This window comes from Sorangium sp. So ce131, from assembly GCF_051519095.1.
Taxonomy (GTDB): Bacteria; Myxococcota_A; Polyangia; order Polyangiales; family Polyangiaceae; genus Sorangium.
In genome coordinates this window covers 13532825-13558970 of record NZ_CP150455.1, presented here as the reverse complement: position 1 = coordinate 13558970, position 26146 = coordinate 13532825, and the positions used below count along the sequence as shown (strand labels likewise).

Sequence of the window (26146 nt, the reverse complement as noted above, 5' to 3'; positions counted from 1 at the left end):
GAGCGTCATGCGAAGGCCTGTTTTCCAATTTGGGCTGCTCGCCGCGGCCCTGTTCGTGGCAGGGTGCGCCGACGACGAGGCGCCCTCGTCCACCGGGAGCACCACGATGAGCACCAGCACGGGCAGCGACGGCGGCGGCGGTGGCGGTGGCGGCACCGGCGGCGACGACACCAGCGATGGCGGCGGCGGCGGCGGCGCGACGCTGCAGCGCCCCTCGGGCGCGGACATCGCGGTGAGCTGGGAGGTGCTCGACAACTACAAGAACCCGGCGGTGAGCTTCGGCTCGGCGCTGACGATCACCAACCATGGAACGGTCGCGCTCGGGAGCAGCGGCTGGACGTTGTATTTCAACTTCGTCCGCAGCATCCTCCCGGAGAGCCTGCCGGCCGGGGTGACCATCACCCATATCAACGGCGATTTCTTCAAGATGGAGCCGACGGAGGTGTTCGAGCCGGTGTTGCCGGGGCAGAGCGTGGTCATCCCCTTCGACGGCTCGTTCTGGGCCATCAAGGAGACGGACGCCCCCGCGGGGTATTACTTCGTGTTCACGGACGACAAGGGCGTGGCCTCGGCGCCGGAGGCGGTCGGGTCCGAGACCGTCAAGCCGTTCGTGCAGGAGAAGCAGACCGACCGGTTCCCCGGCGACGTGACGCCCGTGCCGACGACGGAGTCCCGTTATGACGAGAACCAGGCTGTCCGCCTGCTCCCGGCGGGCGACGTGGACCGGATCGTGCCCTCGCCGGTGCTCTTCCAGGCCGGATCCGGAGAGCTGCGGTTGTCGTCGGCCGTGCCCATCGTGTACGCCGCCGGGCTGAAGGACGAGGCGACCTTCCTGGCGGAGGCGCTCGGGGCCCTCCTCGGCGACGCGCCGGCGATCCGCGAGGGCGCGCCGACCCCGGGAACGGCGGCGATCGCGCTCACGACAGGCGCGATCGAGGTCGGCGGCCGGCCGAGGCAGGCGGGCGACGAGGCTTATCGCCTCACGGTCACCGATCAGGGCGTCGAGATCGTGGGCAGCGACGCGGGCGGGGTCTTCTATGGCATCCAGAGCCTGCGCGCCCTCGCGCCCGTGGAGGTGTACCGGAGCCCCCGGCCGGAGATCGCGATCGGCGCGGTGACGGTGGAGGACGCCCCGCGCTTCGTGTACCGCGGCATGCACCTCGACGTCGCGCGCAACTTCCAGCGCAAGGAGGCCGTGCTGAAGCTGCTCGACGTCATGGCCTTCTACAAGCTGAACAAGTTCCATTTCCACCTGACCGACGACGAAGGATTCCGCTTCGAGGTGAGCGGCCTGCCCGAGCTCACCACGGTCGGCTCCCGGCGCGGCCATACCCTGGACGACGGCGACCATGTCGTGCCCTCGTTCGGCTCCGGTCCGGACCCGGATGCTGCGGCGTCGAGCGGAAGCGGCCATTACACCCGCGCCGAGCTCGTGGAGATCCTGCGGTATGCCAAGGAGCGCCACATCGAGGTGATCCCCGAGATCGACATGCCGGGCCACGCCCGCGCGGCGGTCAAGGCGATGGAGGCGCGTCACGCGAGGCTCGCGGCCGAGGGCGATCTCGAGAAGGCCGAGGAGTTCCTGCTGAGCGATCTGGAGGACCCGTCCCGGTACATGTCCGTGCAGATGTGGACCGACAACGTGGTGAACCCCTGCCGGGAGTCCACGTACAGGTTCCTGCAGAAGGTCGTGGACGAGCTCGTCGCGGTGTACGCCGAGGCCGGCGCGACGCTCACCACCATTCATACCGGCGGCGATGAGGTGCCGGAGGGCGTCTGGGAGCAGTCCCCCTCGTGCAAGGACCTCCTCGAGCGGGCGCCGGGCGACGGCCTCGATTCCGCGGCGGACCTGGCGAGCCATTTCGTCCGCGAGTTCGGCGCGATCGTCGCGGCCCACGACCTTGTGACCGCAGGCTGGGAGGAGATCGCCTTGAAGAAGGTGCCGGTGGAAGGCGGCTTCGACAAGGAGGCCAACCCCGAGTTCCTGAACAGCAATTTCAGGCCGTATGTCTGGAACAACGTCTGGGGCTGGGGGGACGAAGACAACGGGTACAAGCTCGCCAACGCGGGGTACCCGGTGGTGCTCTCCAATGCCACGAACCTGTACTTCGACCTCGCCTACGACAAGGATCCGTCGGAGCCCGGCTATTACTGGGCCGGGTTCGTCGACACGCGCAAGCCCTACGAGTTCGTGCCGCTCGACGTCTACAGGAGCGCCCACGAGGATCGCATGGGCAATCCGATCGACCAGGCGCAGATGTTCCAGGATCACGTGCGGCTGACCGACGCCGGCCGGGCGAACATCCTCGGCATCCAGGGGCAGCTCTGGGGCGAGAACGCCAAGGGGCAGGACGTGATGGAGTACCTGATCTTCCCGAAGCTGGTCAGCCTCGCGGAGCGGGCCTGGGCGCAGGACCCGGCGTGGGCGCAGGAAGAGGACGCGGCGCTCCGCGCGAGCCAGCTCGCCGAGGCGTGGAATCGCTTCGCGAACAGCCTGGGGCAGCGCGAGCTGCCGCGGCTCGACCACCTGAGCGGCGGCGTGGCCTACCGGCTGCCGCTGCCGGGGGCGCGCATCGAGGACGGGCAGCTCGTGGCGAACGTCGCCTTCCCGGGGCTCCAGATCCGCTACACGACGGACGGCGCGGAGCCCGACGCGACCTCGGCCGTGTACAGCGGGCCGGTGGCGGTGAGCGGCGTGGTCAAGCTGAGGACGTTCGATACACGCGGCCGCGGGAGCCGCACCTCGGTGCTCGATCCGAACGCGGCGCCGTAGGATCGCCGCGCTCGGCGGTCACGCCTCGCCCAGCCAAGCCCGCGCGAGCTCGAGGGTGCGCGCGTTCTCGCGGACGTCCTCGAGAAAGCTCCGGCGGAGCTCCGGATCGCCGATCTTGGCGGCGTTCACGAGCAGGCGCGCGCGGGCATCGGCGATCGCCGCGAGAGCCCTCGGCTGGTCTCCCGCCGCCATCAACACCTCGGCGTGGATGAGCCGAGCGAGGGAGCCCTTGACGAAGAACAGCCGGAGCGCCTCGTACTGGGCCATTCCCTCCTCGGCGGCGGCGAGCGCCTCGGCGACGCGGCCCTGCGAGAGCCGGATGAACGCGAGCAACATGATGACCGGCGCGAGCATGCTGGGAGCGCCAGCGAGCTGCTCGCGTGCGGTGCAGGCCTCGCGCTCCGCAGCCTCCAGATCGCCGTGGCGGAGGTAGAGCTCGATGAGCAGGCTGTGCCCCATCCCCTCGACGGCGCCGCTCCGGGTACGCCCTACCCCGAGCATGCCCTCGGCGACGACACGCGCCTCCTCGAGCTTGCCCTGGTCGATCAGGAACGCCCCGAGGAAGAGTGACCGGTGCGCCGCCGCGATCCAGAGGTCCTCGTCCGTGCAAGAAGGCGCCTCTCGCACGGCCTGCTCCGCGCGCGCGTACGCGCCGAGCAGCCAGAAGCCGATGGCGATATGCGTGCGTGCGTGCGCGATATCCGCTGGGGAGCCTGCTTGCTCGAAGCTCTCGAGGGCCGCCTCGGCCCACCTCAGGCCGGACCACGGATCCTCGTCCGCGTACATCACGTAGAACGAGCGCGCCATGTCACGCAGCCCCCGTGCCCTCGGTTCGCGCTCGGCGACGGGCTGCACGATGGCCTCCAGCCACCTCAGAAAAGGCTCCGCGACCGTCGGCTGGCCGCTCATCAGGAGGTGCGACACGCCCACGCAGAGGGCGTCGGCGACGGCGGCGGCGGCATCGGGGAGCGGGCCGACGGCCCGCACGGCGCTCAGCGTGGCCGTGAACGCCTCGCGCTGCCCCGTGGCCATGAGCCCGAAGAGCTTCAGGAGCGCGCCCCTCGCCCAGGGTCCGCTGCCCGGCGTGGTCAGGGCCATCATCTGCTCCGCGTCGCGCGCGGCGGCGGGGTCCGCGAGATCCCCGCCCCACAGGTAAACCTCCCAGAGCACACTCAGGAAGGCGATCCGGAGCTCGTCCGAGGGGGCACACGCGAGACCCCGGTGGGCATACGCAATCGCCGTCTCCGTGTCCCCGAGCCGCGCGACCTGCTCCGCGGCAAGGCGGTAGTGGCCCGCGGCGCGCGCGGGCTCCCCGCCCCGCTCGAAATGCTCGGCGAGCAGGAGGGAGGAGCTCTCGCCGCGCCGCTCCAGCCACTCCCCGGCGAGCCGATGGCCGAGCGCGCGATCGTCCTCCGTCAGCATCGCGTACGCGCCCTCCGCGAGCAGGGCGTGCCGGAACGAGAGCTCCGGCTCGCCCGCGAACCGGCTCTCCGGCCGGCGCACGAGCGCCTCCTGCTGCACGAGCCGGTCGATGAGCCGCGTGAGCCCGGCGCCGGTGTCGCCCGCCGCCGATCCGCCGCCGAGCAGCGACGCGACGGCGCCCTGCCAGAAGACCACCCCGAAGATGCTGGCCGTGCGCAACAGCCGCCGCGCCTCGGGCTCGAACCGCTCGAGCCAGGCCTGCACCATCGCCGCGACCGTCTCGGGCAGCGTGTCGCCTCGGCCCTCGGCGACGGCGCGGATCAGCTCCTCCAGATAGAATGCGTGCCCCCGGGAGCGAGCGACCAGCCGCTTCACCGTCTCGGGGGACACGCCGTCGCCGAGCACCTGCCGCACGAGCTGCTCGCTCGCCTTCGGCGTGAGCGTCTGGAGCCGGATCTCCTGGAGCTCGCGTTCGGCCCAGAGTCGCGGGAACCGTTCGTGGACCTCCGGCCGTGCCGACGCGAGCACCAGGAACGGCAGGTCCCTCGCGACCCGCAGCGCCGCATCCACCAGCCGCACCGTCGCCCGATCAGCCCAGTGCAGGTCGTCGAGCGCGAGCAGGACCGGACCCGCCGCGCACTCGGCCAAGACGAAATCTTCCAAGGCCCTTCGAACCTGCTCGCTCATGAGCTCCGCCGACCTTCGCGCAGCCCGGAGCGGGCCGCTCTCCTCGTCGGCGAAGGGAGCGCCGGCAATCTCGCCGAGGAAGACCGTGACCCGGGCGCGCTCGGCCGGCGCCACGTGGCGGGCGATCCGGGCGCGGAGCTTCTCGCGGCGGGCCTCGGGCGGGTCGTCCTCGCGGATCTCGCACGCGCCGCGGAGCGCCTGCCCCAGCGGGCCGAACGCTTGGCCGCCCCGGAGCGCGTCGCCTCGCCCGATCCAGATCTCGATCGGCTCGCCGCGCGCTCGGGCTGCGCGCAAAAACTCCTGGCAGAGACGCGACTTGCCGACGCCGGCCGGCGCCGTCACCAGCACCGCGCGCGCGACCGGCTCGTCCACGCACTCGGACAGCAGCCCTTCGAGCATCGACAGCTCGCGCGCCCGGCCGACGCACGCGGTTCGCTTTCCGAGCAGCGCTCGCGCTTCGGCCACGACCTCGCGCTCGCGCACCAGCGCGGGGCCGGCCGCGCCCGCGGCCACCTCGAACCGCGCGTCGAGGAGGCCCGCCGTCACCTCGTCGAGCAGGATCGGCGGCGCGCCGGGGCCGCGCCGCGCGACGAGCCGCGCGGCACGGTCGATGGCGTCGCCCAGCGAGCCCGCCCCGGAGGTCTCGCTCCAGCCCGTCGCGAGCGCCATCGGCCGGCCCGGGCAGGTTGCGTGCAGCGCGAGCGCGCAACGCGCAGCGCGCGCCGCAAGATCGGTGGCGACGAAGACGCCCGAGAGGGTGACCGCCGCCGAGCCGTCGGCGAGGACCTCGAGGCGGCCGCCGAACGACGCCGCCGTGCTGCGCAGCTCGTCCTCTTCCGGCGCGGTGTGGGGCCCCAGGCTCTCCGTGGTGTCGAGCCAGAGCGGCGTCTCCCTGCCGATCATCACGACCGAGATCACCCGCCGCTCGCCCGCCGCCAGCGTGGGCGCGGGCGGGGGCGGGCCCCCGAGCGCCGGGGCCCCGCGCGGGCCCGAGGGCGCTTCGTCCAGGGCCGAGAGCTCGGCCGCCACGCTCGCGCCGTCACGAGGACGCCGGTCCGGCTCCTTCGCCAGCATCCGCGCGACCAGCTCCTCGAGCGCCCACGGCACCCCGGCCCGGAGCGCCCCGACCCGCGGCGGCTCCTCGCAGCGGATCTTCGCGAGCAGCGCGATCAGGTGCTCGCCGCTGAACGCGGGCGTGCCGGTCAGGCACTCGAACAGCACGCAGCCCAGCGCGAACACGTCCGCGCGGGCGTCGGGCGCCCCCGCGCCGCCCGCCTGCTCAGGCGCCATGTACCCCGGCGTCCCGACGATGGCGCCGGTGCGCGTCAGCCGCGTCACGTCCCCGAGGTGGGCGATCCCGAAGTCGAGCACCTTCACCTGCGCGACATCCCCGCTCGGGAGAAAGAGGTTGCTCGGCTTCAGATCCCGGTGCACCACCCCGCGCGCGTGCGCCACCGCGAGCGCCCCCGCGACGCGCGCCGCCAGCGCCGCGCTCTCCTCCACGCCGAGCATCCCGCGGGCGAGCCGCGACCGCAGGTCCTCCCCCTCCAGCCACTCCATTGCAAGGTAGGGCTCGCCCTCGGGCGTCGCGCCATGCGCCACGAACTGGACGACCGCGGGGTGCCGCAGCTCGGAGAGGACTTGCACCTCGCGCTGGAACCGCGCCCGCTCGCCCGCGTGCCTCGCGAGCATCACCTTCACGGCGACCGCCTGCCCCGTCGCGCGATCCCGCGCGCGGAAGACCTCCCCCATGCCGCCCGACCCGGCGAGCGCTTCCAGCGTAAAGCGGTCTCCCAGGACGCCCCCGACGCGCATCTTCGTGGGGCGCATTGTCCGCGCCTGGATCCACCGCGTCCAGGAGATCGCGGAAGCCCGCGGACTGCATCCGGCTGGCAGGACATGTAATTTTAGTTACACACTTCAGGCGTTCTCGTTGGCGACCGCTTCCGGATCGAGCGCCCGGCCAGCGCCTCGTGGCTGGTGGTGCTCACCCCCCGGAAAGTTCGTTGCGCCTGCGCAACACCCTGTCAACCGCAGGTTCACAGGCTGTCCCGCGCCGTGAACATCCCGCCGAGGCCGCCTCCCGCAGACGTCCGCTTAGCAACAGCCCGCGGTAGCGCGCGGGGTAAGGTTGTCAGCGTCACGGGACAGGGCGGGCACCTGACCGGAGGCAAAGAAGCGCAAGCGGACCAGGTGGGCATGCGGGTTCGAGACAACCTCTGATCCCCCGGATGTGGTGGAGCCCGCCGCGCGAGCTCGTCGCTGGCACGTGAATTGTAGTGACGCATGGCGAGGCGTCACATCCGCGGTTCGCCGTTGTGGGCCGCCGAGCCTGCGACCCGGAGCTCGGCCACGACGCTCGGGCTGCCTCGCCCCGTACACAGGAGAAACCCTATGAGCCACGAGGACATTGCGACCCAGTTTCGAGCGCTCCTGGAGCGGTACGTGGCCGCCTTCATCGCGGGAGACATGGATTCGGTCAAAGCCCTCTGGGACCCGGACGCGACCGACCGCACGTACATCGGCGCGGAGGTCGAGCGGCCCATTTTCGGAGCTCCGGACCTCGATGCCTACTACGACGAGCTCGCGACCCTGTTCGTCGTCACGAAGGGCAGGGTCGGCGATGTCGTCGTCCGCAAGGTGGGCGGCCTGGCCTATGTGGTCACTTCCATCGACTGGGCCTTCACGATGGGCACCCAGGAATTCACCACGCGGATCAGGGCGAGTATTCTGTCGCGCAAACGCGACGGTGAGTGGCGTTTCCTTCACGCGCACGAATCCATCCAGTGGAAGCTCGCAAGCTGAAGAGCGCCGTGATGCCCGTCTCGACCACCGCCGGGCCCGCCGCCGCGGCTGGGCCCGGCCACTCCCCATGAAAGGACCAGCGATCATGATCCGAGGTGCAGAGGTGACCCACGACGATCTGGTGGCGCGCGCCGCGGGGCTCGTGCCGCGCCTGCGCGAGCGCGCGCGAGAGACGGAGGCGCTGCGCCGCCTGCCTGACGAGACCATCGGCGAGCTCAGGGCGTCCGGCTTGTTCGACCTGTTCAAGCCGAAGAGCCACGGCGGGCTCCAGGCGAGCCTGCGCACGGCCTTCGAGGTCGCGACCCAGCTCGCGCGGGGCTGCGGGTCGACGTCCTGGGTCGTGAGCCAGTTGAACCTGGCCATGTGGATGGTCTGCGCCCTGCCGGAGGGCGTCCGGGAGGAGATCCTCCGCCAGCCGGACAGCTCCATCCTCTTCGCATTGCTCGGGCGGGGCTCGGCGAAGCGGGTCGCGGGCGGCTACATCATCAACGGGGTCTGGCCGTTCTGCTCCGGCTCGCGCCATATTGCGTGGATCGGCCTCGGGCTGCCCGTGGAGGACGGTCCCGGGGGCGCCGCGCCGGCCTTCTTCATCGTCCCGGTGAGCGCGCTCGAGATCCTGGACGACTGGCACGTGAGCGGGTTCGGCGGGACATGCAGCAACAGCACCGCCGCGCACGACCTGTTCGTGCCCGACCGCCGCGTCGCGCCGGTGTCCGCCGTCTTCTCTGGCGACATGCTCTCTCCCGATCTGACCGGCTCGCCGTACCGTTGTCCCATCGTGCAGGGGATCGTGGTCACCGCGGCGGGCTGCGCGCTCGGGATGGCGCAGGCTGCCCTCGAGGTGTTCAAGGCGCAGACGGAGGGGCGCGGGATCTCCTTCACCCTGTATGAGAAGAAGGCAGAGGCGCCCGTGACGCACCTGCTCCTCGCCGAGGCGGCGATGAAGGTGCGCGCAGCGGATCTCCTGCTCCATGCGGCGGTGGCGGATCTCGAGCGCTGCGCGGAGGGCGCCGCGGCGGCGGACGTCGAGTTCCTGATCAGGATACGGACAGAGTCCGCCTTCGCGATCCACCTGTGCCGAGAGGCGGTGGAGATGCTGTTCGGCGCGAGCGGGGGCAGCGCGCTCGCGCTGTCGAACCCGATCCAGCGCATCGCCCGCGACGCGCGCGCCATCTGCCAGCACGCGGCGTATTGCTTGCCGACCAACCTCGAGGCCCACGGCCGCGTGATGCTGGGGCTCTCGCCGAACCTGTCTTTCATTTAACGACACGAGGCCTCGCCCGATCAGACCCAGGGAGGGCGCGTCGACCCTGTGGAAGCCCATCTGCGGCGCGGTAATGGGCGTACCCGTCATGACAATCTCTTCGACGACCTCGGGATCCAGACGGACACCGAGAGCTCGCAGCTCGAGTCCGAGTGGGACGCGAACGGCGCCCGCTGCCTGTCCCGGCCGCGCATGACGGGAGGCGTCGTGCCCGACTGCACAGCTGCGATCCCCGTGTGCCATGACTCCATCGCCTGGGGCGATACGCTCCTGGTGACGGAGGCGCCGTAGACCAGTCGCCGGCGAAGTCAACGCGATCTGAACAACGCGGGCCTCCGCCGTGCGACGCGGGCGCACGGCGATGGCTGGCGCCTACCTACGGATCTTGATGACAGCACCAGGGTTCGCCCCGAGTCGCTTGAGCCGCGCCCGCTCCCCCGTCGGGGCCTGGGCCTCCGGCTCCTCCTCCGGCGTGGGCATCGCCGTTTCGGCAGGCTGCTCTTGCTCCGGGGTGTCGCTGGTCTTCGAGGGCTTCTCGCGGGAGTCTTGTGGATTCATACGGTTACTCCTGGTTATGTGCCTGTAATCACTAAGCTTTTCGCCGAATCCTCAGCATGCTTGATTCCGTTCCACCATGAATTACCAGCCAAGAGTCGTAGCACCAGGTAGCGCTCAAGGCGTTGTGCGTACATGACCACCATCCAGCCTGAACCCTGAACCTGGCGGCTTCTGGACAGCCGCGAATATAGCACGTATGCTCACACGTGTCTCCGGAGAGAAGGGTGTGGCCCTGATCCTGCGCAGCCGAGCCTGGCATAAAGGAAGCGACGGAAAACTTGGGTCGGGGCAGACTGACGCGACGCAGAAAACGGCGAAGCGCTGCCGATCGATCCATGCGCCCCGCGCCATACAGCGCCGGAACATCAATGGCCAGCGGGCCGCTTCGAGCCGGTGATTCAGTGGTCCTCTTCTTGTCGCTCCCTACCGCGCTGAGCGCTGGCCCTCGGCCTGGTGTGTCCCCAGTAAAATAGACCTTGCGCGGATGTGTGCATGAAGCGCCTCGTAATTGTCGATCTCTTCTATGATCGATGTCGGACGGGAGATCTTTACCCAGCGGCTGCAGTGCTTCGGACCTCGTGTGAACGGGGTTCGGCCACGCGGCCCGGGTGTCAGCAGCACCCGCGGGCCTCACCTTTTGGGCGGTCAACCAATCGAAGTGGCTCCGAGACCCGGGGCTGTCGAGGAGGCCCACCGGCGGCCTCCTCACCGCCCTTCCACGCGCGGCGGTCAAGCCTCGCCCAGCCACGCCCGCGCGAGCTCGAGGGTGCGCGCGTTCTCGCGGATGTCTTCGAGGAAGCTCCGGCGTAGCTCCGGATCGCCGATCTTGGCGGCGTTCTCGAGCAGACGCGCGCGGGCATCGGTAATTGCTGCAACGGCCCGCCGCTGATCTCCCGCCGCCATCAATGCCTCGGCGTGGAGGAGCCGAACGAGGGTGCCCTTGATGCCGAACATCCGGAGCGCCTCGTACCCGGTCAGCGCCTCCTCCGCGTCCGCGCGCGCCTCGACCACGCGGCCCTGCGCGAGCCGGATGGCCGCGAGCATTCGCGTGAGCGCCACGCGCCGGGTGGGCGCGGACCCGAGCGCCCCGAGCGCGGAGAGCGCCTCGCGCTCGGCAGCCTCCAGATCACCCCGTTCAAAGAGGGCCTCCGCCAGGAGCTCGCGCCCCATCCCTTCGTAGAACGCGATGCGCCGGACGCGGCCCGCGTCGATCATGGCCTCCGCAACGAGGCGCCCTTCCTCGATCTCCCCCTTCTCGATCAGGATCCAGCCGAGGACGAAGGACTGGTAGGCGACCCCAATCCACACGTCCTCGTCCGTGCAAGAAGGCGCCTCTCGCAGGGTCTTCTCCGCGCGAGCGTACGCGCCGAGGAACCCGAGTCCCATGGCGACCACCCCGCGCGCGTGCGCGATATCGACCTCGGAGCCTGTCTCCTCGAGGCTCTCGAGGGCCGCCTCGGCCCACCGCAGGCCGGACCATGGATCTTCGTCCGCGACCATCGCGTGGAGCGAGCGCGCTATGTCGCGCTGCCCCCGTGCCCTCGGATCGAGCTCGGCGACATGCTCCACGATGGCCTCCAGCCACCTCAGGAAATGCTGCGCGAACTCGGGCTGCTCGTTCGTCAGGAGGTGCACGATGCCCTTTCGGAGGGTGCTGGCGACCGCGGCGGCGGCATCGGGGAGCGGCCGGACGGCGCTCACGGCGCTCAGCGTGGCCGTGAACGCCTCGCGCTGCCCCGTGACCATGAGCCCTAAGAGCTTCAGGAGAGCGCCCCTTGCCCAGGGCCCGCTGCCCGGCGTGGAGAGGCGCATCATCTGCTCCGCGTCGCGCGCAACGTCGGGGTTCGTGAGATCCCTGCCCCACAGGTGGGCCTCCCAGAGCACGTTCAGGAGAGCGAGCCGGTGCTCGTCCGAAGGGGCGCAGGCGAGGCCCCGGCGCGCGGACGTGATCGCCGCCTCCGTGGCACCCCACAGCGTGGCCTGCTCCACGGCGCGGCGGTAGAGGCCCGCAGCGCGCGCGGGCTCCCCGCCCCGCTCGAAGTGCTCGGCGAGCACGACGGAGGCGCTCTCACCGCGCCGCTCCAGCCACTCCCCGGCGAGCCGGTGGCCGAGGGCCCGCTCCTCCTCCGTCAGCATCGCGTACGCGCCCTCCACGAGCAGGGCGTGCCGGAACGAGAGCTCCGCCTCGCCCGCGAACCGGCTCTCCGGCCGGCGCACGAGCACCTCCTGCTGCACGAGCCGATCGAGGAGCGAGGTGATCACGGCGCCGGTGTCGCCCGCCGCCGGCCCGCCGCCGAGCAGCGACGCGACCGCGCCCTGCCAGAAGACCTCCCCAAAGATGCTGGCGGTGCGCAGCAGCCGCCGCGCCTCGGGCTCGAACCGCTCGAGCCAGGCCTGCACCATCGCCGCGACCGTCTCGGGCAGCGTGTCGCCTCGGCCCTCGGCGACAGCGCGGATCAGCTCCTCCAGATAGAATGCGTGCCCCCGGGAGCGAGCGACCAGCCGCTTCATCGTCTCGGGGGACACGCCGTCGCCGAGCACCTGCCGCACGAGCTGCTCGCTCGCCTTCGGCGTGAGCGTCTGGAGCCGGATCTCCTGGAGCTCGCGTTCGGCCCAGAGTCGCGGGAACCGTTCGTGGACCTCCGGCCGTGCCGACGCGAGCACCAGGAACGGCAGGTCCCTCGCGATCCGGAGCGACGCGTCGACGAGCCGCACCGTCGCCCGATCTGCCCAGTGCAGGTCGTCGAGCGCGAGCAGGACCGGACCCGCCGCGCACTCGGCCAAGAAGAAATCTTCCAAGGCCCTTCGAACCTGCTCGCTCATGAGCTCCGCCGACCTTCGTGCAGCCCGGAGCGGCCCGCTCTCCTCGTCGGGGAAGGGAGCGCCGGCAATCTCGCCGAGGAACACCGTGACCCGAGCGCGCTCGGCCGGCGCCACGTGCCGGTCGACCCGGGCGCGGAGCTTCTCCCGGCGCGCCTCGGGCGGGTCGTCCTCGCGGATCTCGCACGCGCCGCGGAGCGCCTGCCCCAGCGGGCCGAACGCCTGGCCGGCTCGGAGCGCATCGCCGCGCCCGGTCCAGATCTCGATCTGCTCGCCGCGCGTGCGGACCGCGCGCAAGAACTCCTGGCAGAGGCGCGACTTGCCGACGCCGGCCGGCGCCGTCACCAGCACCGCGCGCGCGATCGGCTCGTCCACGCACTCGGACAGCAGCCCTTCGAGCATCGACAGCTCGCGCGCCCGGCCGACGCACGCGGTCCGCTTCCCGAGCAGCGCCCGCGCCTCGGCCACGATCTCGCGCTCGCGCACCAGCGCGGGGCCGGCCGCGCCCGCGGCCACCTCGAACCGCGCGTCGAGGAGGCCCGCCGTCACCTCGTCGAGCAGGATCGGCGGCGCGCCGGGGCCGCGCCGCGCGACGAGCCGCGCGGCGCGGTCGATGGCGTCGCCCAGCGAGCCCGCCCCGAAGGTCTCGCTCCAGCCCGTCGCGAGCGCCATCGGACGGCCCGGGCAGGTTGCGTGCAGGGCGAGCGCGCAGCGCGCAGCGCGCGCCGCCAGGTCGGTCGCGACGAAGACGCCCGCGATCGTGACCGCCGCCGAGCCGTCCGCGAGGACCTCGAGGCGGCCGCCGAACGACGCCGCCGTGCTGCGCAGCTCGTCCTCTTCCGGCGCGGTGTGGGGCCCGAGGCTCTCCGTGGTGTCGAGCCAGAGCGGGGTCTCCCGGCCGATCATCACGACCGAGACCACCCGCCGCTCGCCCGCCGCCAGCGTGGGCGCGGGCGGGGGCGGGGGCGAACCGCCGAGCGCCGCGGCCCCGCGCGGGCCCGAGGGCGCCTCGTCCAGCGCCGAGAGCTCGGCCGCCACGCTCGCGCCGTCGCGAGGGCGCCGGTCCGGCTCCTTCGCCAGCATCCGCGCCACCAGCTCCTCGAGCGCCCACGGCACCCCGACCCGGAGCGCGCCCACGCGCGGCGGCTCCTCGCAGCGGATCTTCGCCAGCAGCGCGATCAGGTGCTCGCCGCTGAACGCGGGCGCCCCGGTCAGGCACTCGAACAGCACGCAGCCCAGCGCGAACACGTCCGCACGTGCGTCGAGCGTCCCCGCGCCGCCCGCCTGCTCGGGCGCCATGTACCCCGGCGTCCCGACGATGGCGCCGGTGCGCGTCAGCCGCGTCACGTCCCCGAGGTGGGCGATCCCGAAGTCGAGCACCTTCACCTGCGCGACGTCCCCGCCCGGGAGAAAGAGGTTGCTCGGCTTCAGATCCCGGTGCACCACCCCCCGCGCGTGCGCCACCGCGAGCGCCCCCGCGACGCGCGCCGCCAGCGCCGCGCTCTCCTCCACACCGAGCATCCCGCGGGCGAGCCGCGCCCGCAGGTCCTCCCCCTCGAGCCACTCCATGGCAAGGTAGGGCTCGCCCTCGGGCGTCTCGCCGTGCGCGATGAACTCGACGACCGCGGGGTGCCGCAGCTCGGAGAGGACCTGCACCTCGCGCTGGAACCGCGCCCGCTCGCCCGCGTGCTTCGCGAGCATCACCTTCACGGCGACGGCCTGCCCCGTCGCGCCATCCCGCGCGCGGAAGACCTCCCCCATGCCGCCCGACCCGGCGAGCGCTTCCAGCGTAAAGCGGTCCCCCAGGATGTCCCCGATGCGCATGGTCGGGCGCATTGTCCGCGCCTGGATCCGCCGCGTCCAGGAGATCGCGGGAGGCTGCCGGACCGCAGCCGCCTGGCGGACGGTGATCCCGGCGCAACACCGCGCGTAATCCCGGCGCAACACCGCGCGTAATCCCGGCGCAGCACCGCGCGTAATCCCGGCGCAACACCGCGTGTAATCCCGGCGCAACACCGCGCGTGATCCTCGCGCGATCGCGCCCCTGCGATATCGGCCGTGGACCATCGGAGGTGGCTCGGCGAAATGCGGGGAACGACTCGTCCCGGGGGATGGCGACACGGTCCGCTGCCGCGCGTGCGGGTAGATGAATCAATCCCATTTCCCGATTGGCACTCAGCTTGCTCTGTCTCTCGGCAACGTCGATCACCGACATCGCGAAGGGCGATATGCGCCGCGGCGCAGATGTCGTGATTCACGTGCAATGAAGAGAGAGGATCCCATGGCAAACAGAACGGACATCGTGAAGGAATCGTCGCCGCAGTCGCAGCAGAACCACACGTCGGCCGGGGACGCGGCCCGCCCGATCGCGGCCGACAGCGTGACGGTCGAGGGTTTCGATCGCGCGAGGCTGTCTCCAGAAGAGCAGCGGCGCGCGCAGGAGATCGGCGCGGGCGCGAGCGCGCTGCTCCTCAAGGGGCTCTTGCACCGCCATGACCCGAGGGAGTTCCCCGTGCCGCCCGACCCGAGCTCGCCCGAGGCCATCGCCGCCGCCCTGGTGCACGGCATCGACGAGCCGCAGTTCGAGAGGATGCGGCCGCGCATCGAGCGCCTGCTGGCGGACCCTCCGCGCGTCGCCCGCGCGCTGGGAGCGCTGGGCGACATCGACCTGCGCAAGCCGGATCTGAACCTGGGCCGGCTGCTGAAGCCCTCGACAGGCGCCCGGCAGATCGCGCCGGCGCGGGCCGCCAAGCCGCCGAAGTACCGCCGGCTGGACTTGCTCCTCCGCTCGCTCTACTGCGCCGACGAGACCAACCCGGAGGGCGGATCGGACAGCATGGTCCTGGGCAGCCTGCTCATCGACGCGAACGCCCATGTCTTCGAAGGCCGCTCGGTGGTCTGCGGCGATTTCGATGACGACGGCGTCCGGACCCACACGTATGGACACTTGCCCCTCGGCATGTACAACCTGCGCGCCACGCCCAGCTACCCGAAGACGTTCTACTGCATCTTCCAGCTGGTGGAGTCGGACAGCGACGACGCCGAGGTCGCCCACGCGCTGTCCAAGGGGCTCCGGACCATCGCGATGGTCTTTGCCTCTTACTACGGCGGCCCGGTCGGGGGAGCCCTGGTGAGCGGCATCATGGACTTCGTCGACCTCATGGTGCCGGTCTTCTGCGACGAGGACGTGTTCCCGCCGTACGCCGTCATGCTGACGCTGAACAGCGAGGGTCAGTTCGGCGGCGCCGACAGCAAGGATCTCGTGACCTCCCCGATCCGCGGCCACGGAGGCGCCTACCAGGTCTGGTTCAAGTGGCACCTGGCCTGAGCCAGCGCGGATAACGCCCGAGCGCCGTCGCAACGCTGCTGCTCACGCCCGTCGAGCCCGCCGGCTGCAGCATGGCCGCGGATCCAGCCTGCGTCCGCCGCATCCAGGAGCATCGCGGTAGACCACGAGGCCGCGGCCGCCTGGCGGTAGACTACGAGGCCGCTGCCGCCTGGCGGTAGACCACGAGGCCGCTGCCGCCTGGCGGCTGTGGTAAGTGGGATCACGATGCGCCCGGGCGATCTCGTCGGCGACCGCTTCCGGATCGAGCGCCCGGCCAGCGAGGGCGGCATGGGCGCGGTGTACCGGGCCCAGGAGATCCACACCGGCGCCGAGGTGGCCCTCAAGCTGCTGCGAGGCGCCACGTCCGACGCCGAGGTCCAGCGCTTCGCGCGCGAGGCGCGTGTCCTCGCGGAGCTGAGCCACCCTGGCATCGTGCGCTACGTCGGCCACGGCCTCACCGGCACCGGCGAGCCGTACCTCGCGATGGAGTGGCTCGACGGCCAGGATCTCGGCCAGCGGCTGCAGGCCGGCGTCCTGAGCATCCGCGAGTGCGTCGTGCTCGCCGCGCGGGTCGCGGAGGCCCTCGCGGCGGCCCACGCCCGGGGCGTCACGCACCGCGACATCAAGCCGCGGAACCTGTTCCTGCCGGGCGGCGACGTCGCGCGGGTCAAGGTCGTCGATTTCGGCATCGCTCGCCGCCGGGTCGAGACGCGCTCCATCACCGGGACCAACGTCTTCGTGGGGACCCCCTCGTACGCTGCGCCCGAGCAGGTCCGCGGCGACGAGGCGCTCGGGCCGCAGGCCGACGTCTTCTCGCTCGGCTGCGTGCTCTTCGAGTCCCTGGCGGGGCGGCCGCCGTTCGAGGGCGGGCACCTCATGGCCGTCTTTGCGAGGATCCTGTTCGACGAGCCCCCCCACCTCTGCGAGCTCCGCGACGACGTCCCGCAGGCGCTCGGCGACCTGGTGACCCGGATGCTGGCCAAGGAACCGGCCGAGCGCCCGGCAGACGGGGCCGAGGTCGCCGCGGCGCTCGCCGCCGTCGATCCGGCGGGCCCGACCGGACGCCCCGGCGACGGCGTGCTGCCGGCCGCGCTGAGCCGCGTAGAGCAGCGGCTCGTGAGCGTGCTCGTGGCCGGGGCCATCGCGGGCGCCGGCGCCAACGCCGACGCCGGCGCGGACGCCGACCCCGACGCTAACGCCAACGCCGACGTCGACGCCGAGACCGTGCCCGCGCGCGCCGACCTCGCGCGCGCCGACCTCGCGCCCCTCGACCGGCTGCGCGCCATCGCCTCGTCGCTCGCCGTGCGCGTCGATCGCCTCGCCGATGGTTCCGCGATCGCCGCGTTCGCGGGGAGCGCGAGCGCGACGGATCTGGCCGTCCTGGTGGCGCGGTGCGCGCTCTCCCTGCGCGCCGCCCTCCCCGACGTCCCCGTGGTCCTCGCCACGGGCCGATGCGTGCTCGAACCGTGGCCGCCCGCCGGAGAGGTGATCGATCGGGCCGTCAATCTCCTGCGCGCCGAGGCCCCGGCCTCCGAGGGCGCGAGCGCCGCACGTCGCCCGCGTCCGATCCGCCTCGACGAGGTGACGGCCGGCCTGCTCGATCCACGCTTCGAGCTCGGCGGCGAGCCGGGCGCGCCGGAGCTCTCTCGCGAGCGCGACCCCGAGGACGCCACGCGCAAGCTGCTCGGCAAGCCCACGCCCTGCGTCGGGCGCCAGCGCGAGCTCTCGGTGCTCGAAGGCTTCTGGAGCGAGTGCGTGTCCGAGTCGGTCGCGCGCGTGGTCCTCGTGACCGGCCCGCCGGGCATGGGCAAATCGCGCCTGCGATCGGAGTTCGTGAGCGGCCTCCGCCGGCGGGCCTCCGCCGGCGCGGCCCGGGATCCCGCGTCCGCCGGTCCCTCGGACGCGCCGCCGGAGATCTGGATCGCGCGCGGCGATCCGCTCCGCGCGGGATCGCCCCTCGGCATGGTGGGGCAGCTCGTCCGGCGCGCTGCGCAGCTCCTCGAGGGCGAGCCGCTCGCCATCCGGCAGGAGAAGCTCGCCGCGCGCGTCGGGAGGCGCGTCGGGCGCGCGGACGCCGCGCGCGTGACCGAGCTCCTCGGCGAGCTCGCGGGCGCGCCCTTCCCGGACGACGACGGCGCGAAGCTCCGGGCCGCGCGCGGCGATCCGGCGCTCCTGGGCGATCAGATCCGGCGTGCCTTCCAGGATTTCCTCCGGGCCGAGTGCGCGGCGCGCCCCGTCCTCCTGGTCCTCGAGGATCTGCACTGGGGGGACGCGCCCTCGGTGCAGCTCGTGGAGGCGGCGCTCGGCGCGCTCCAGGAGCAGCCCCTCATGGTGATGGCGCTCGCGCGGCCCGAGGTACATGCCGCCTTCCCGAAGCTCTGGGTCGAGGCCGGCGCCCAGGAAATCCGGCTCGGGAAGCTCTCGCCCAAGGCGGGCCGGCAGCTCGCGCACGAGGTGCTGGCCGGGCGCGCGCCGGAGGAGCGGATCGACAGCGTGGTAGAGCAGGCCGAGGGCAATGCGCTCGTCCTGGAAGAGCTGATCCGCGCGGCGGCCCACGGCGCGGATCAGGGCGCCGAGCACGCCTTGCCGGCGACCGTGCTGGCGATGATGCACGCGCGCCTGGAGGCGCTGGAGGCGGAGGCGCGGCAGATCCTGCGCGCCGGCAGCGTCTTCGGCGAGGTGTTCTGGACCGCGGGCGTCTCCGCCCTGCTCGGGGGCGCCCAGGGCGCGGACGCCGTGAGGGCCCGGCTCGCGGCGCTCGTCGAGCGCGAGCTCGTGGTGCGGCGGGAGGAGAGCAAGCTTCCAGGGCAGGAGGAGCACGCATTCCGCCACGCCCTCGTCCGCGAGGCGGCGTACGGGACGCTCACCGAGCACGACCGCGCGCTCGGCCACCGGCTCGCCGGGGCGTGGCTCGAGCGGATGGGCGAGCGCGACGCCGTCACGCTCGCGAAGCACTTCGAGCGCGGCGGGGACAGGGCGCGCGCGGCCTTCTTCCACGACCGGGCCGCGGAGCAGGCGGGCACACGGCGCACCCCCTCGTGCGCCGGATGAGCGCGGCCGTGGCGCCGACGGAGCTCGGCGGCTGGGCGACGGCGGAGGCCGAGCTGCGCGCAGAACGCCCGCTCGGGCACGGCCGTCGCGCGCCGCTGCCTACGCCGCCCGCCAGATCTCCACCCCGGGCTCGATCCGCGACCGGAACCTCGCGAAGCCTTGCAGCCGCGGCCGCAACGTCGCCTCCTCGGCGCGCTCCGCGCCCGGGTCGAGGCCCAGGTTCTCGACGATGCGCAGGCTGTCGTACCGCCGGATGTGGACCAGGTGGTCGCCGTCGAGCAAGCCGCCCGAGACCCCGCCGATCACGGGGAGCTGCGCCTCGACGATGGCCTGATAACAGGCGCTCCTGCCGTCCGTCACGTCCGGCAGCTGCTTCAGGAACACCATGCGCATCCCCTCGCGCCGCACCGTCTGGCCGTAGGTCAGCGCGAACGGCGCCAGGTCGCGCGCGCCCTGGACCGCGGCGCCCAGCGCGAGGCCCAGGGCGGACGCGGGCTCGAGCCGGGAGCGGCCGCCCTGCCGCCGGTCCTGTGTCGCGGGGTCGCGCCGCTCGATCTCGAGCACGCGCCGCACGACCATCGGGGAGCCGGGCGAGTACCGGGGCACGACGAGCGCGTCGACGCTGAACCGGTCCGGGCCTGCCCCGTCGGGCAGCTCCAGGCGGGCGAGCTGCTTGGCGAAGCCGAAGATCTCGCGCCCGGCGATCAGCGCCGTCCCGTTGTCGACCCAGATGTAGGGCGTGTAGGTGACCACGCGATCCGGGTGGAAGCGGCCCCGCGTGACGGTGCCGGCGAGCAGCGGCACCCAGAAGCCGAAATCCCTCTCGCGGCACCACCCGACGCGATCGACCTCCGGGTGGTTGTCGACGGTGGCGCAGTAGAGGATCACGAACGGACCCAGCGGCCTGTACACGGTGTCTCCTCCGAGGTTCAGGTACCGGTCGCACAGGGCCGTGAGCCGCTCGAGGCTCGCGTCGAGGACGAACACGGTGGCATGGATGTCGAGCCCGATCGGCGCCGCCACGGCGAGGCTCCCGTCCTGCACGAGGTACGGCGTGCGCCTCCGGGGCGGCGCGCTCGCGGGCGTCGCGCGCTCCGGGAGCCAGTCGCCGTACGCCTTGCGGCAGCGCCCGTCGATGGCGCGCGCCGCCTGCATGCCGGCCATCGCCGCGGCCTCGACGGACCCGATGCTGAGCGCCGTGAGCACCCAGTCCCCGGCGAAGAGCAGGTTCTCGTACCCGGACTCGTCGGCGCGCAGGCGAGCTCGGCTGGTGCCCGGCGCGGAGAGGACATAACGATCCGACGGGTTGGCCGGCGCCGTCCAGAACTGCCCGTCGAGGCGCGCCTCGCCCGCGCGATCCTCCGGATCGACGAGCAGGTGCCAGTCGAGGCCGCCGGGCGCGTCCGTGGTGGCCGCGCGCGGCCAGAGCCCGGCCGCGCTCTCGCGCAGCCAGCGGAGCGCGTTCTGCTTCACGCGCGCGTTCTGCCGGGCGTGATGGCCGTGATCGTCGCGCGGTGGCAGCGGCTCATCGTCGTCGAGCGCCGCGCTGAAGTAATGGAGGCTGCCGCACGGGTGCGGCGCCGCCCACCGCTCCCGCGCGAGCAGGTGGCTCATGTCGCCCCACGTATCGAACGGCGCCGCGTAGGGGATCATGATCGGGCTCGTCCCGGACCAGCCGAGCCCCGACAGGCTCGGCGTGAGCCAGAGCTGGAGCGACTGCGTCGCGGTGGTCTTCACGTTCTCGACCATGGCCCGGAAGCGGGGATTCCCCGGATCGTCCAGGAGCTCCTTGCAGATGTACGGGAACGCGCCGATCGCGATGCCGAGCACCGCCCGGTCGAAGTCCCTCCCCGCCTCGAGCGTCACCGTGCCCGCGTTCGGCCACGCGGCCCACCAATCCTCGAGATCGTGCCCCTCGGCGCGGAGGCGCTCCCCTTCGACAAGCTGCTCGTACCGCGGCGCCGCGGGCCAGCAGGGGAGCCCGCCGACATCGACGAGCGGCTCGTACGCGGCCCCCTTCGGCGTCGCCTGCCGGTCCATCACGATCCGCTCGACCCGGCTCCTGTCGGCGGAGAGCTCGAGCCGGTTCACGGAATGGAAGAACTCGAACCTCACCCCGCGGCGCCGGAGCACGAGGTAGAGCGGCGCCACAATCGCGTCTCCCGTGCCGGCCTGCAGCTGCCAGAGCAAAGATCCCTTGTACGTGAAGATCATCCGCAGGACGGCGTGGGCGAACGTGCCGGCGCCGATCTGCCGCGCCCCGGTGCAAAGCGCCGACGCATAGAGCCCTTCACACACGGCCGATCGCAGCGTCTCGGGGCTCGCGCCGTGCAGCGAGAGCCATTCTCTGAAATCCAGGTGATCGATCTTGAACCAGTCGTACGGCGGCTCGATGAGCCTGTCCGCGAGGATCCCGCGCGCCATGGCGATCAGCAGGTCGCCCGTGATCCACAGCCGGCGCAGCGCCTCGGTGGCCGGGCTGCGGCGGAGGGCGCCGGCCAGCCGGTCGAGGATCCCGAGGAGCACCTTCCAGCCGTCGGACGGGTGCTGCCACGGGGCCGTCGCGAGGCTCCTGGCGAGCGCGTGGCCGCGGTCGAGGAGCTGCACGAGCGAGCCTGCCCGGCCGAGCTCGCCCTCGACGGTGCGCTCGGCCGCCCGGGAGAGCTTGCGCAGCGCGAGCGACGCCCAGCCGAGGATCCGCGCCACGTACTGCCAGGGTGCGTCGAGCTCGCCGCCGTCGCCGGGGACACGATCGTTGGGCGGGCAGGGCAGCTCCCAGAAATCCCACCTGCCGTCGACGCGCTCCGCGTTCATCACACACGGCATGGGCTTCAGGGCGTCCTGCCACGTGGCGAGCGGCGCGTCGGGGTGCCGCCCCAGCTCCTCGTAACAGGCGCGCACCACGCGGAAGATGTTCTCGTAGAACCCGTAAAAGACATGAATGCCGTGCTCCTGGATGCGATCCGCGCGCTCGGTGTTGACCCCGCTCGCGCACTTCCCTCCGAGGCGCCACCCCATCTGATAGATGGTGATGTCGTGCCGGTCCTTCCAGCCGGGGTGGGACGAGAGCTCGAAGGCCGTGACCAGAGACCCGATGCCTCCACCGAGGATCGCGATCCTCTCGGGTCCTGCGTTCCGGGTTCCATGTTCCTGTCGAAGGGACGTGTCGCTCATGGTGACCGGCGAACGCGCAAGCGCCGTGCCGGAGAGGCGAACTCGCTACGACCGGAGGAGGATCGCCCCCTGTTGCGCGCAGATCACACGCCTTGTTGCGCGCAGATCACACGCCTTGTTGCGCGCAGATCACACGCCTCGTCGCGCGTGGAGGACATGCGTGTTGCGCGCGGTTCACGATGCCTCCGGGCACGCGTGTTCTACGGCGGCCGGCGCCGGACGAAACGCACGAGAGCGCCGCTGCCCTCACGGAAGAGCGCTCGCCGGCTGTCCTGCGAACGCACCTGCAACCTGGCTATGCCCGCTCCGTGCCGCGCAGCCCGTAGCGCTCGATGAGCCGGTAGACGAGCTGCCTCGACACCCCGATCGCGTCCGCGGTCCGCGAGACGTTGCCGCCGTGCTCCCGGAGCCTGGCCGCGATGTAGCGGCGCTCGAATTGCTCGATCACCGCGTCGCGCGCCTCATGGAGCTGCATCTGGAGCAGCGCGCTCAGGCCGTCCTCGGCCCTGCCGGCCGCGGGCGCCTCCGCGTGCTCCGCCGCGGCCGCCGGCGCAGGCGCGTCCGACCGGCGCCCCGGGGGCGCGGCCTCGCCCCGCGGGGGGGCGAGCGCGGCCCCGAGCGCCTCCCGCGCGAGATCGGGGAAGATCACGAGGCGCGAGATCATGTTCCGCAGCTCTCGGACGTTGCCCGGCCAGTCGTGCGAGAGGAGCAGATCCATCACGTTCGGAGGCAGATCCGACAGGGCGCGGGGTGGGGTCTGGGAGGCGAGGAAACGCTCGACGAGCACGGGGATGTCGTCCTTGCGCTCGCGCAGGGCCGGCACCCGCACCTCGACGACGGCGAGGCGGTAATAGAGGTCCTGCCGGAACGTGCCCTCGGCGACGCGCGCCCGGAGATCCCGGTGTGTGGCGGCGATGACGCGCGCGTCGAACGAGCGCCACTCGCTCGAGCCCACCCGGCGGATCTGGCGCGCCTCGAGCGCGCGGAGGAGCTTCGGCTGCAGATCGAGCGGCAGCTCCCCGAGCTCGTCGATGAACAACGTCCCGCCGTCCGCCTGCTCGAGCAGGCCCGCGTGCGGGGCCACGGCGCCGGTGAACGCCCCGCGGGTGTAGCCGAAGAGCTCGGCCTCGACGAGGCTCGGGGCGACGGCGCTGCAATCGAAGATCACGAGCGGCCCGTCCCGCCTCGGGCTCGCGGCGTGGATCGCCCTGGCGAGCACCTCCTTCCCCGTGCCGGACTCGCCGAGCAGGAGGATCGTCTCCGAGGTGGCCGCGGCGCGCTCGAGCTGGGCGAAGAGCGCGCGCATGACCATGCTCCTGCCGATGGCCTCGCCGAAGCGCTCGGAGGGAGACAGGCGCACGAGCGACGGGGCGCCCCCGAGCGCGATCGACAGGCGCGTGCTCCCGATCGTCGCGACCGCGCCGACCGGGAGGATCGCCTCCATCACGGGGATCTCACCGATGAACGTGCCGTTCTTGCTCCCGAGATCGCGCAGGACGACGCCCCGCCGGGTGAGCTTCAGCTCGCAGTGCCTGCGCGACACCCGCGCGTCGGGGACGATCAGGTCGCATTCGGGCCCCGTGCCGACGACCATCATGTCCATGGTGAGGGGCGCTTCGCGGGTGATGTTGTGCGGGAGCGTCGCGACCACCTGCGCCGAGGGCAGGACGACCGTGTTCTCCTCGCCGTCGGTGAGGGTGCAGATCTTCGTCTCGGCCGCGCCCATGAATGCGGGGGTATGTTCGCGCGTCCCCCCCGCGCGTCAAGGCTCGGCGCTGCGCTCACGCCGCCAGCGGCGCGTCCTCGACGCGAGCCCGTCGACCGGAGCGCGGCGCGTCCTGGCGCCGTCTGCTGCCGTTCAACGATCTCCGTCCCCATGGCGCGTTCGGCCGACAAGGTGGTGTCGAGGTGCCCGAGGTTGACGCCCGCCAGGCGATTGCGTCTCCTCCAGAGCACGCCATGTCGGGAGGAGAGGTGAGCGGCCGGTCGAGCGTCGCTGCGCTGCAGTGGGCCGCGTGGGCCGCGCTGGCCCTCGCGCTGCTGCCCGGCTTGGCGGGGTGTTACATCGACCTTGACGGTCTGAGCGGCGGGGCCGAGGAAGGCCCCGACGCCGGCGCCCCCGACCCCGACCCTGCCCCCGCCCCCGGGAGCTGCGCGCCAGCGGACTGCGACGGCCCGTGTGTGGTCGCCGCGGCCGACGCGCCTGCCGCGATCGCCGCGGTCGGGTCTTACGTGGTGTGGACGAGCCGCGAGGGCGATCGCGTCCGCCGCCTGGATCCCGCGACGGACGTGGTGGAGGACCTCGGGGCGTTCACGCCGGGGCCGGGCCTGCTCGCGGCCGCCGAGGGGCTCGTCGTCTGGGTCGCCGAGGACGGGCTCTGGTGGTGTCCCGTCGACGGGTGCGCGGCGGGGGCGACGTCGCTGCTCGCCCTCGAGCCGGGCGAGGCCGAGGCCGTGCGTGGCCTGGCGACGGACGGACGGCACGTGTACTGGACGCGCGACGAGCAGAGCGGCACCGCCGGCGCGCTGCTGCGCTGCCCCGTCGCCGAGGGCTGCGGGGCGGCGCCGGAGCTGCTCGCGCCGAGCCAGTCGCACCCGCGCGGGGTGGCGGTCACCCCCGGCGACGCCGGCGACGTCGTCTGGATCCAGCACGGCACGGGCGCCGACTTCGGCCAGGTGTTCCACCTCGACAAGGGCGCCTCGGCGGGCGTCGCGCCCACGCCGGTCGCGGTGCTGCTCGATTACCCGGATCAGGTAGCGCTCGGCGACGCGGAGGTGGTCTGGACCTGGGCCGACCCGGGCGGGACGGCGGGCGGCGTCTCCCGTTGCGACCTCGCGGCGTCGTGCGCCGTGGAGGATCTCGCGCCGCAGACCGAGCCGGCGCGGCCGCTGCGCGAGCCCGAGGCGCTCGCGATCGACGGGGCGGACGTGTACTGGGCGAACCGCGGCGGGGGCACGATCATGCGCTGTCCGACCGCGGGCTGCCCCGGCTACCCCGAGGTGCTCGCCGAAGGCCTGACGAGCCCGGCGGCCGTGGCGGTGCAGGGCGCCTGCGTCTACGCGGTCGACGAGGCGGGCGGCGGCCGCGTGGTGCGCGTGCCGCGGTAGGCGAGCTCAGCCCGTCCCCTATGAGCCGAGGCGCCGGGCGGCAGTCGCCCCGTTCAGACGGCCGCCAGGAGCCGCCTGCCGTACGGGGAACAAAGCGCCACGAATCCCCCGACGTTGAGGAGCACCGTGCACCAGAAGACCAGGCGAAACGCCGCCTTCTTCGACTTGTGCCGGAAAAGCTGCTGCGCGATCAGGGCGCCGGGCCAGCCGCCGGCCAGGGCGAGCAAGTGCAACGTGCGCTCCGGGGTGCGGCGTTCGCCGCGTTCGGCGGCGGACTTGTCGACCGCATAGACGATGAAGGCAACCAGGCTCGCGCCCGCGTAGGCGCCCGCGATCCACGGAGGGGGCTTCCACAGGAAGGCCACGGCCAGGTACACGAGGAAGAACGCTGGGAGCGCGAGCATCGAAGCCGCGCCCCACCTCGCCTGCGCGCCGCGCCGCGGTAACCTCATCTTGCTCGCTCGCGGATTCACTCGGGGCTCAGGCTTTTTGGCGCACCCACGCAGCGAAATCGGGAAGACCCGTGAACACACGGATACCGGCCGAGGGCAACGTCGCATCTGCCTCGGGCTGGAGCCATGCAGCCTGCAGGCCGGCGCGCTGGGGCGCCAGCACATCGGACTCGAGCGTGTCGCCGATCATGGCGATCTGCCCGGGGGGAAGCCCGAGCTTGCGCGCCACGGCCTCCCAGAACAGCGGCGACTCCTTCCGGTGGCCCAGCTCGGTGAAGCAGAAGATCTCGCTGAAGAAGCCGAGCAGCGCGGCGCGGTCCAGCGCGCGCTCGATCATGGCTCGTTGCGACACCGTGGCATTGGTGGCGAGGCAGAGCGTGACCGCGCCATGCAGCGCCTCCAGCGCCTCGCGCGCGCCGGGCAGCACGTGCACCTGCGGCCACTCCGCCATCGGCAGCTCCGGCGGGCCGTCCTCGGACATGAGCGTTCCGCCCCAGTCGAAGCAGACGGCGCGGATCCCCGCGTGTGCCTGGCTAGATGCGCTCAAGCACGGCTCCTTCCTCGGCGCTGGTGGACGGGCATCCTCACGGCGACACCTGCATAGGTACAGGCTTGTATGCGCCCGGCGCCGCGGTGGCAAGCTGGTAGCAGAGAGGCGGCCCTGCGGCCGATCCATCGAGCGTCAGCGGGGCCGTCCGGGCGTC

At 72.4% G+C, this 26146-nt stretch carries 13 protein-coding genes; 6 read left to right on the top strand and 7 right to left on the bottom strand.

The window, feature by feature from the left end; all coding sequences use genetic code 11:
• Positions 1 to 7 precede the first annotated feature (7 nt).
• Positions 8 to 2773: a family 20 glycosylhydrolase gene (locus WMF43_RS49325; protein WP_437675851.1), complete on the top strand. Its 2766-nt coding sequence runs from the start codon at positions 8 to 10 to the stop codon at positions 2771 to 2773.
• Positions 2774 to 2791: 18 nt separating this feature from the next.
• On the opposite strand, the gene WMF43_RS49320 is transcribed toward WMF43_RS49325, so the two are convergent.
• On the bottom strand, positions 2792 to 6712 hold the full coding sequence (locus WMF43_RS49320; protein WP_437675849.1) for a protein kinase domain-containing protein: 3921 nt from the start codon (positions 6710 to 6712) through the stop codon (positions 2792 to 2794).
• Positions 6713 to 7276: 564 nt separating this feature from the next.
• Between WMF43_RS49320 and WMF43_RS49315 the strand changes: the two genes are divergently transcribed.
• Complete coding sequence (locus WMF43_RS49315; protein WP_437675847.1) at positions 7277 to 7687, top strand: YybH family protein; 411 nt, start codon at positions 7277 to 7279, stop codon at positions 7685 to 7687.
• Between the two features lie 85 nt (positions 7688 to 7772).
• On the top strand, positions 7773 to 8951 hold the full coding sequence (locus tag WMF43_RS49310) for an acyl-CoA dehydrogenase family protein (RefSeq protein WP_437675845.1): 1179 nt from the start codon (positions 7773 to 7775) through the stop codon (positions 8949 to 8951).
• Between the two features lie 372 nt (positions 8952 to 9323).
• Here the strand turns inward: WMF43_RS49310 and WMF43_RS49305 are convergent, their stop codons facing one another.
• A complete protein-coding gene (locus WMF43_RS49305) occupies positions 9324 to 9509 on the bottom strand; it encodes a hypothetical protein (RefSeq protein WP_437675843.1) in 186 nt (61 codons plus the stop codon).
• Between the two features lie 729 nt (positions 9510 to 10238).
• Complete coding sequence (locus WMF43_RS49300) at positions 10239 to 14153, bottom strand: protein kinase domain-containing protein (protein WP_437675842.1); 3915 nt, start codon at positions 14151 to 14153, stop codon at positions 10239 to 10241.
• Between the two features lie 457 nt (positions 14154 to 14610).
• On the opposite strand from WMF43_RS49300, the gene WMF43_RS49295 reads away from it, so the two are divergent.
• Both WMF43_RS49295 and WMF43_RS49290 read left to right on the top strand, forming a co-directional pair.
• Positions 14611 to 15657 (top strand): hypothetical protein, encoded by a 1047-nt coding sequence (locus WMF43_RS49295; protein WP_437675841.1) that lies wholly within the window; start codon positions 14611 to 14613, stop codon positions 15655 to 15657.
• Positions 15658 to 15882: 225 nt separating this feature from the next.
• Positions 15883 to 18708, top strand: coding sequence for a protein kinase domain-containing protein (locus WMF43_RS49290; protein ID WP_437675839.1), 2826 nt, complete (start codon positions 15883 to 15885; stop codon positions 18706 to 18708).
• Positions 18709 to 18807: 99 nt separating this feature from the next.
• On the opposite strand, the gene WMF43_RS49285 is transcribed toward WMF43_RS49290, so the two are convergent.
• The gene (locus WMF43_RS49285; RefSeq protein ID WP_437675838.1) at positions 18808 to 21882 is read right to left on the bottom strand and encodes an NAD(P)-binding protein; all 3075 of its coding nucleotides are present in this window, start codon (positions 21880 to 21882) and stop codon (positions 18808 to 18810) included.
• A gap of 295 nt (positions 21883 to 22177) precedes the next feature.
• Complete coding sequence (locus WMF43_RS49280) at positions 22178 to 23608, bottom strand: sigma 54-interacting transcriptional regulator (RefSeq protein ID WP_437675837.1); 1431 nt, start codon at positions 23606 to 23608, stop codon at positions 22178 to 22180.
• A gap of 248 nt (positions 23609 to 23856) precedes the next feature.
• On the opposite strand from WMF43_RS49280, the gene WMF43_RS49275 reads away from it, so the two are divergent.
• Positions 23857 to 24990, top strand: a complete 1134-nt coding sequence (locus WMF43_RS49275; protein ID WP_437675836.1) for a hypothetical protein — start codon at positions 23857 to 23859, stop codon at positions 24988 to 24990.
• Positions 24991 to 25043: 53 nt separating this feature from the next.
• On the opposite strand, the gene WMF43_RS49270 is transcribed toward WMF43_RS49275, so the two are convergent.
• Both WMF43_RS49270 and WMF43_RS49265 read right to left on the bottom strand, forming a co-directional pair.
• Entirely contained in the window at positions 25044 to 25394 is a 351-nt protein-coding gene (locus tag WMF43_RS49270; protein ID WP_437675835.1) for a DUF1294 domain-containing protein, read from the bottom strand.
• A gap of 76 nt (positions 25395 to 25470) precedes the next feature.
• Positions 25471 to 25923, bottom strand: a complete 453-nt coding sequence (locus WMF43_RS49265) for an HAD family hydrolase (RefSeq protein ID WP_437675834.1) — start codon at positions 25921 to 25923, stop codon at positions 25471 to 25473.
• Positions 25924 to 26146 lie beyond the last annotated feature (223 nt).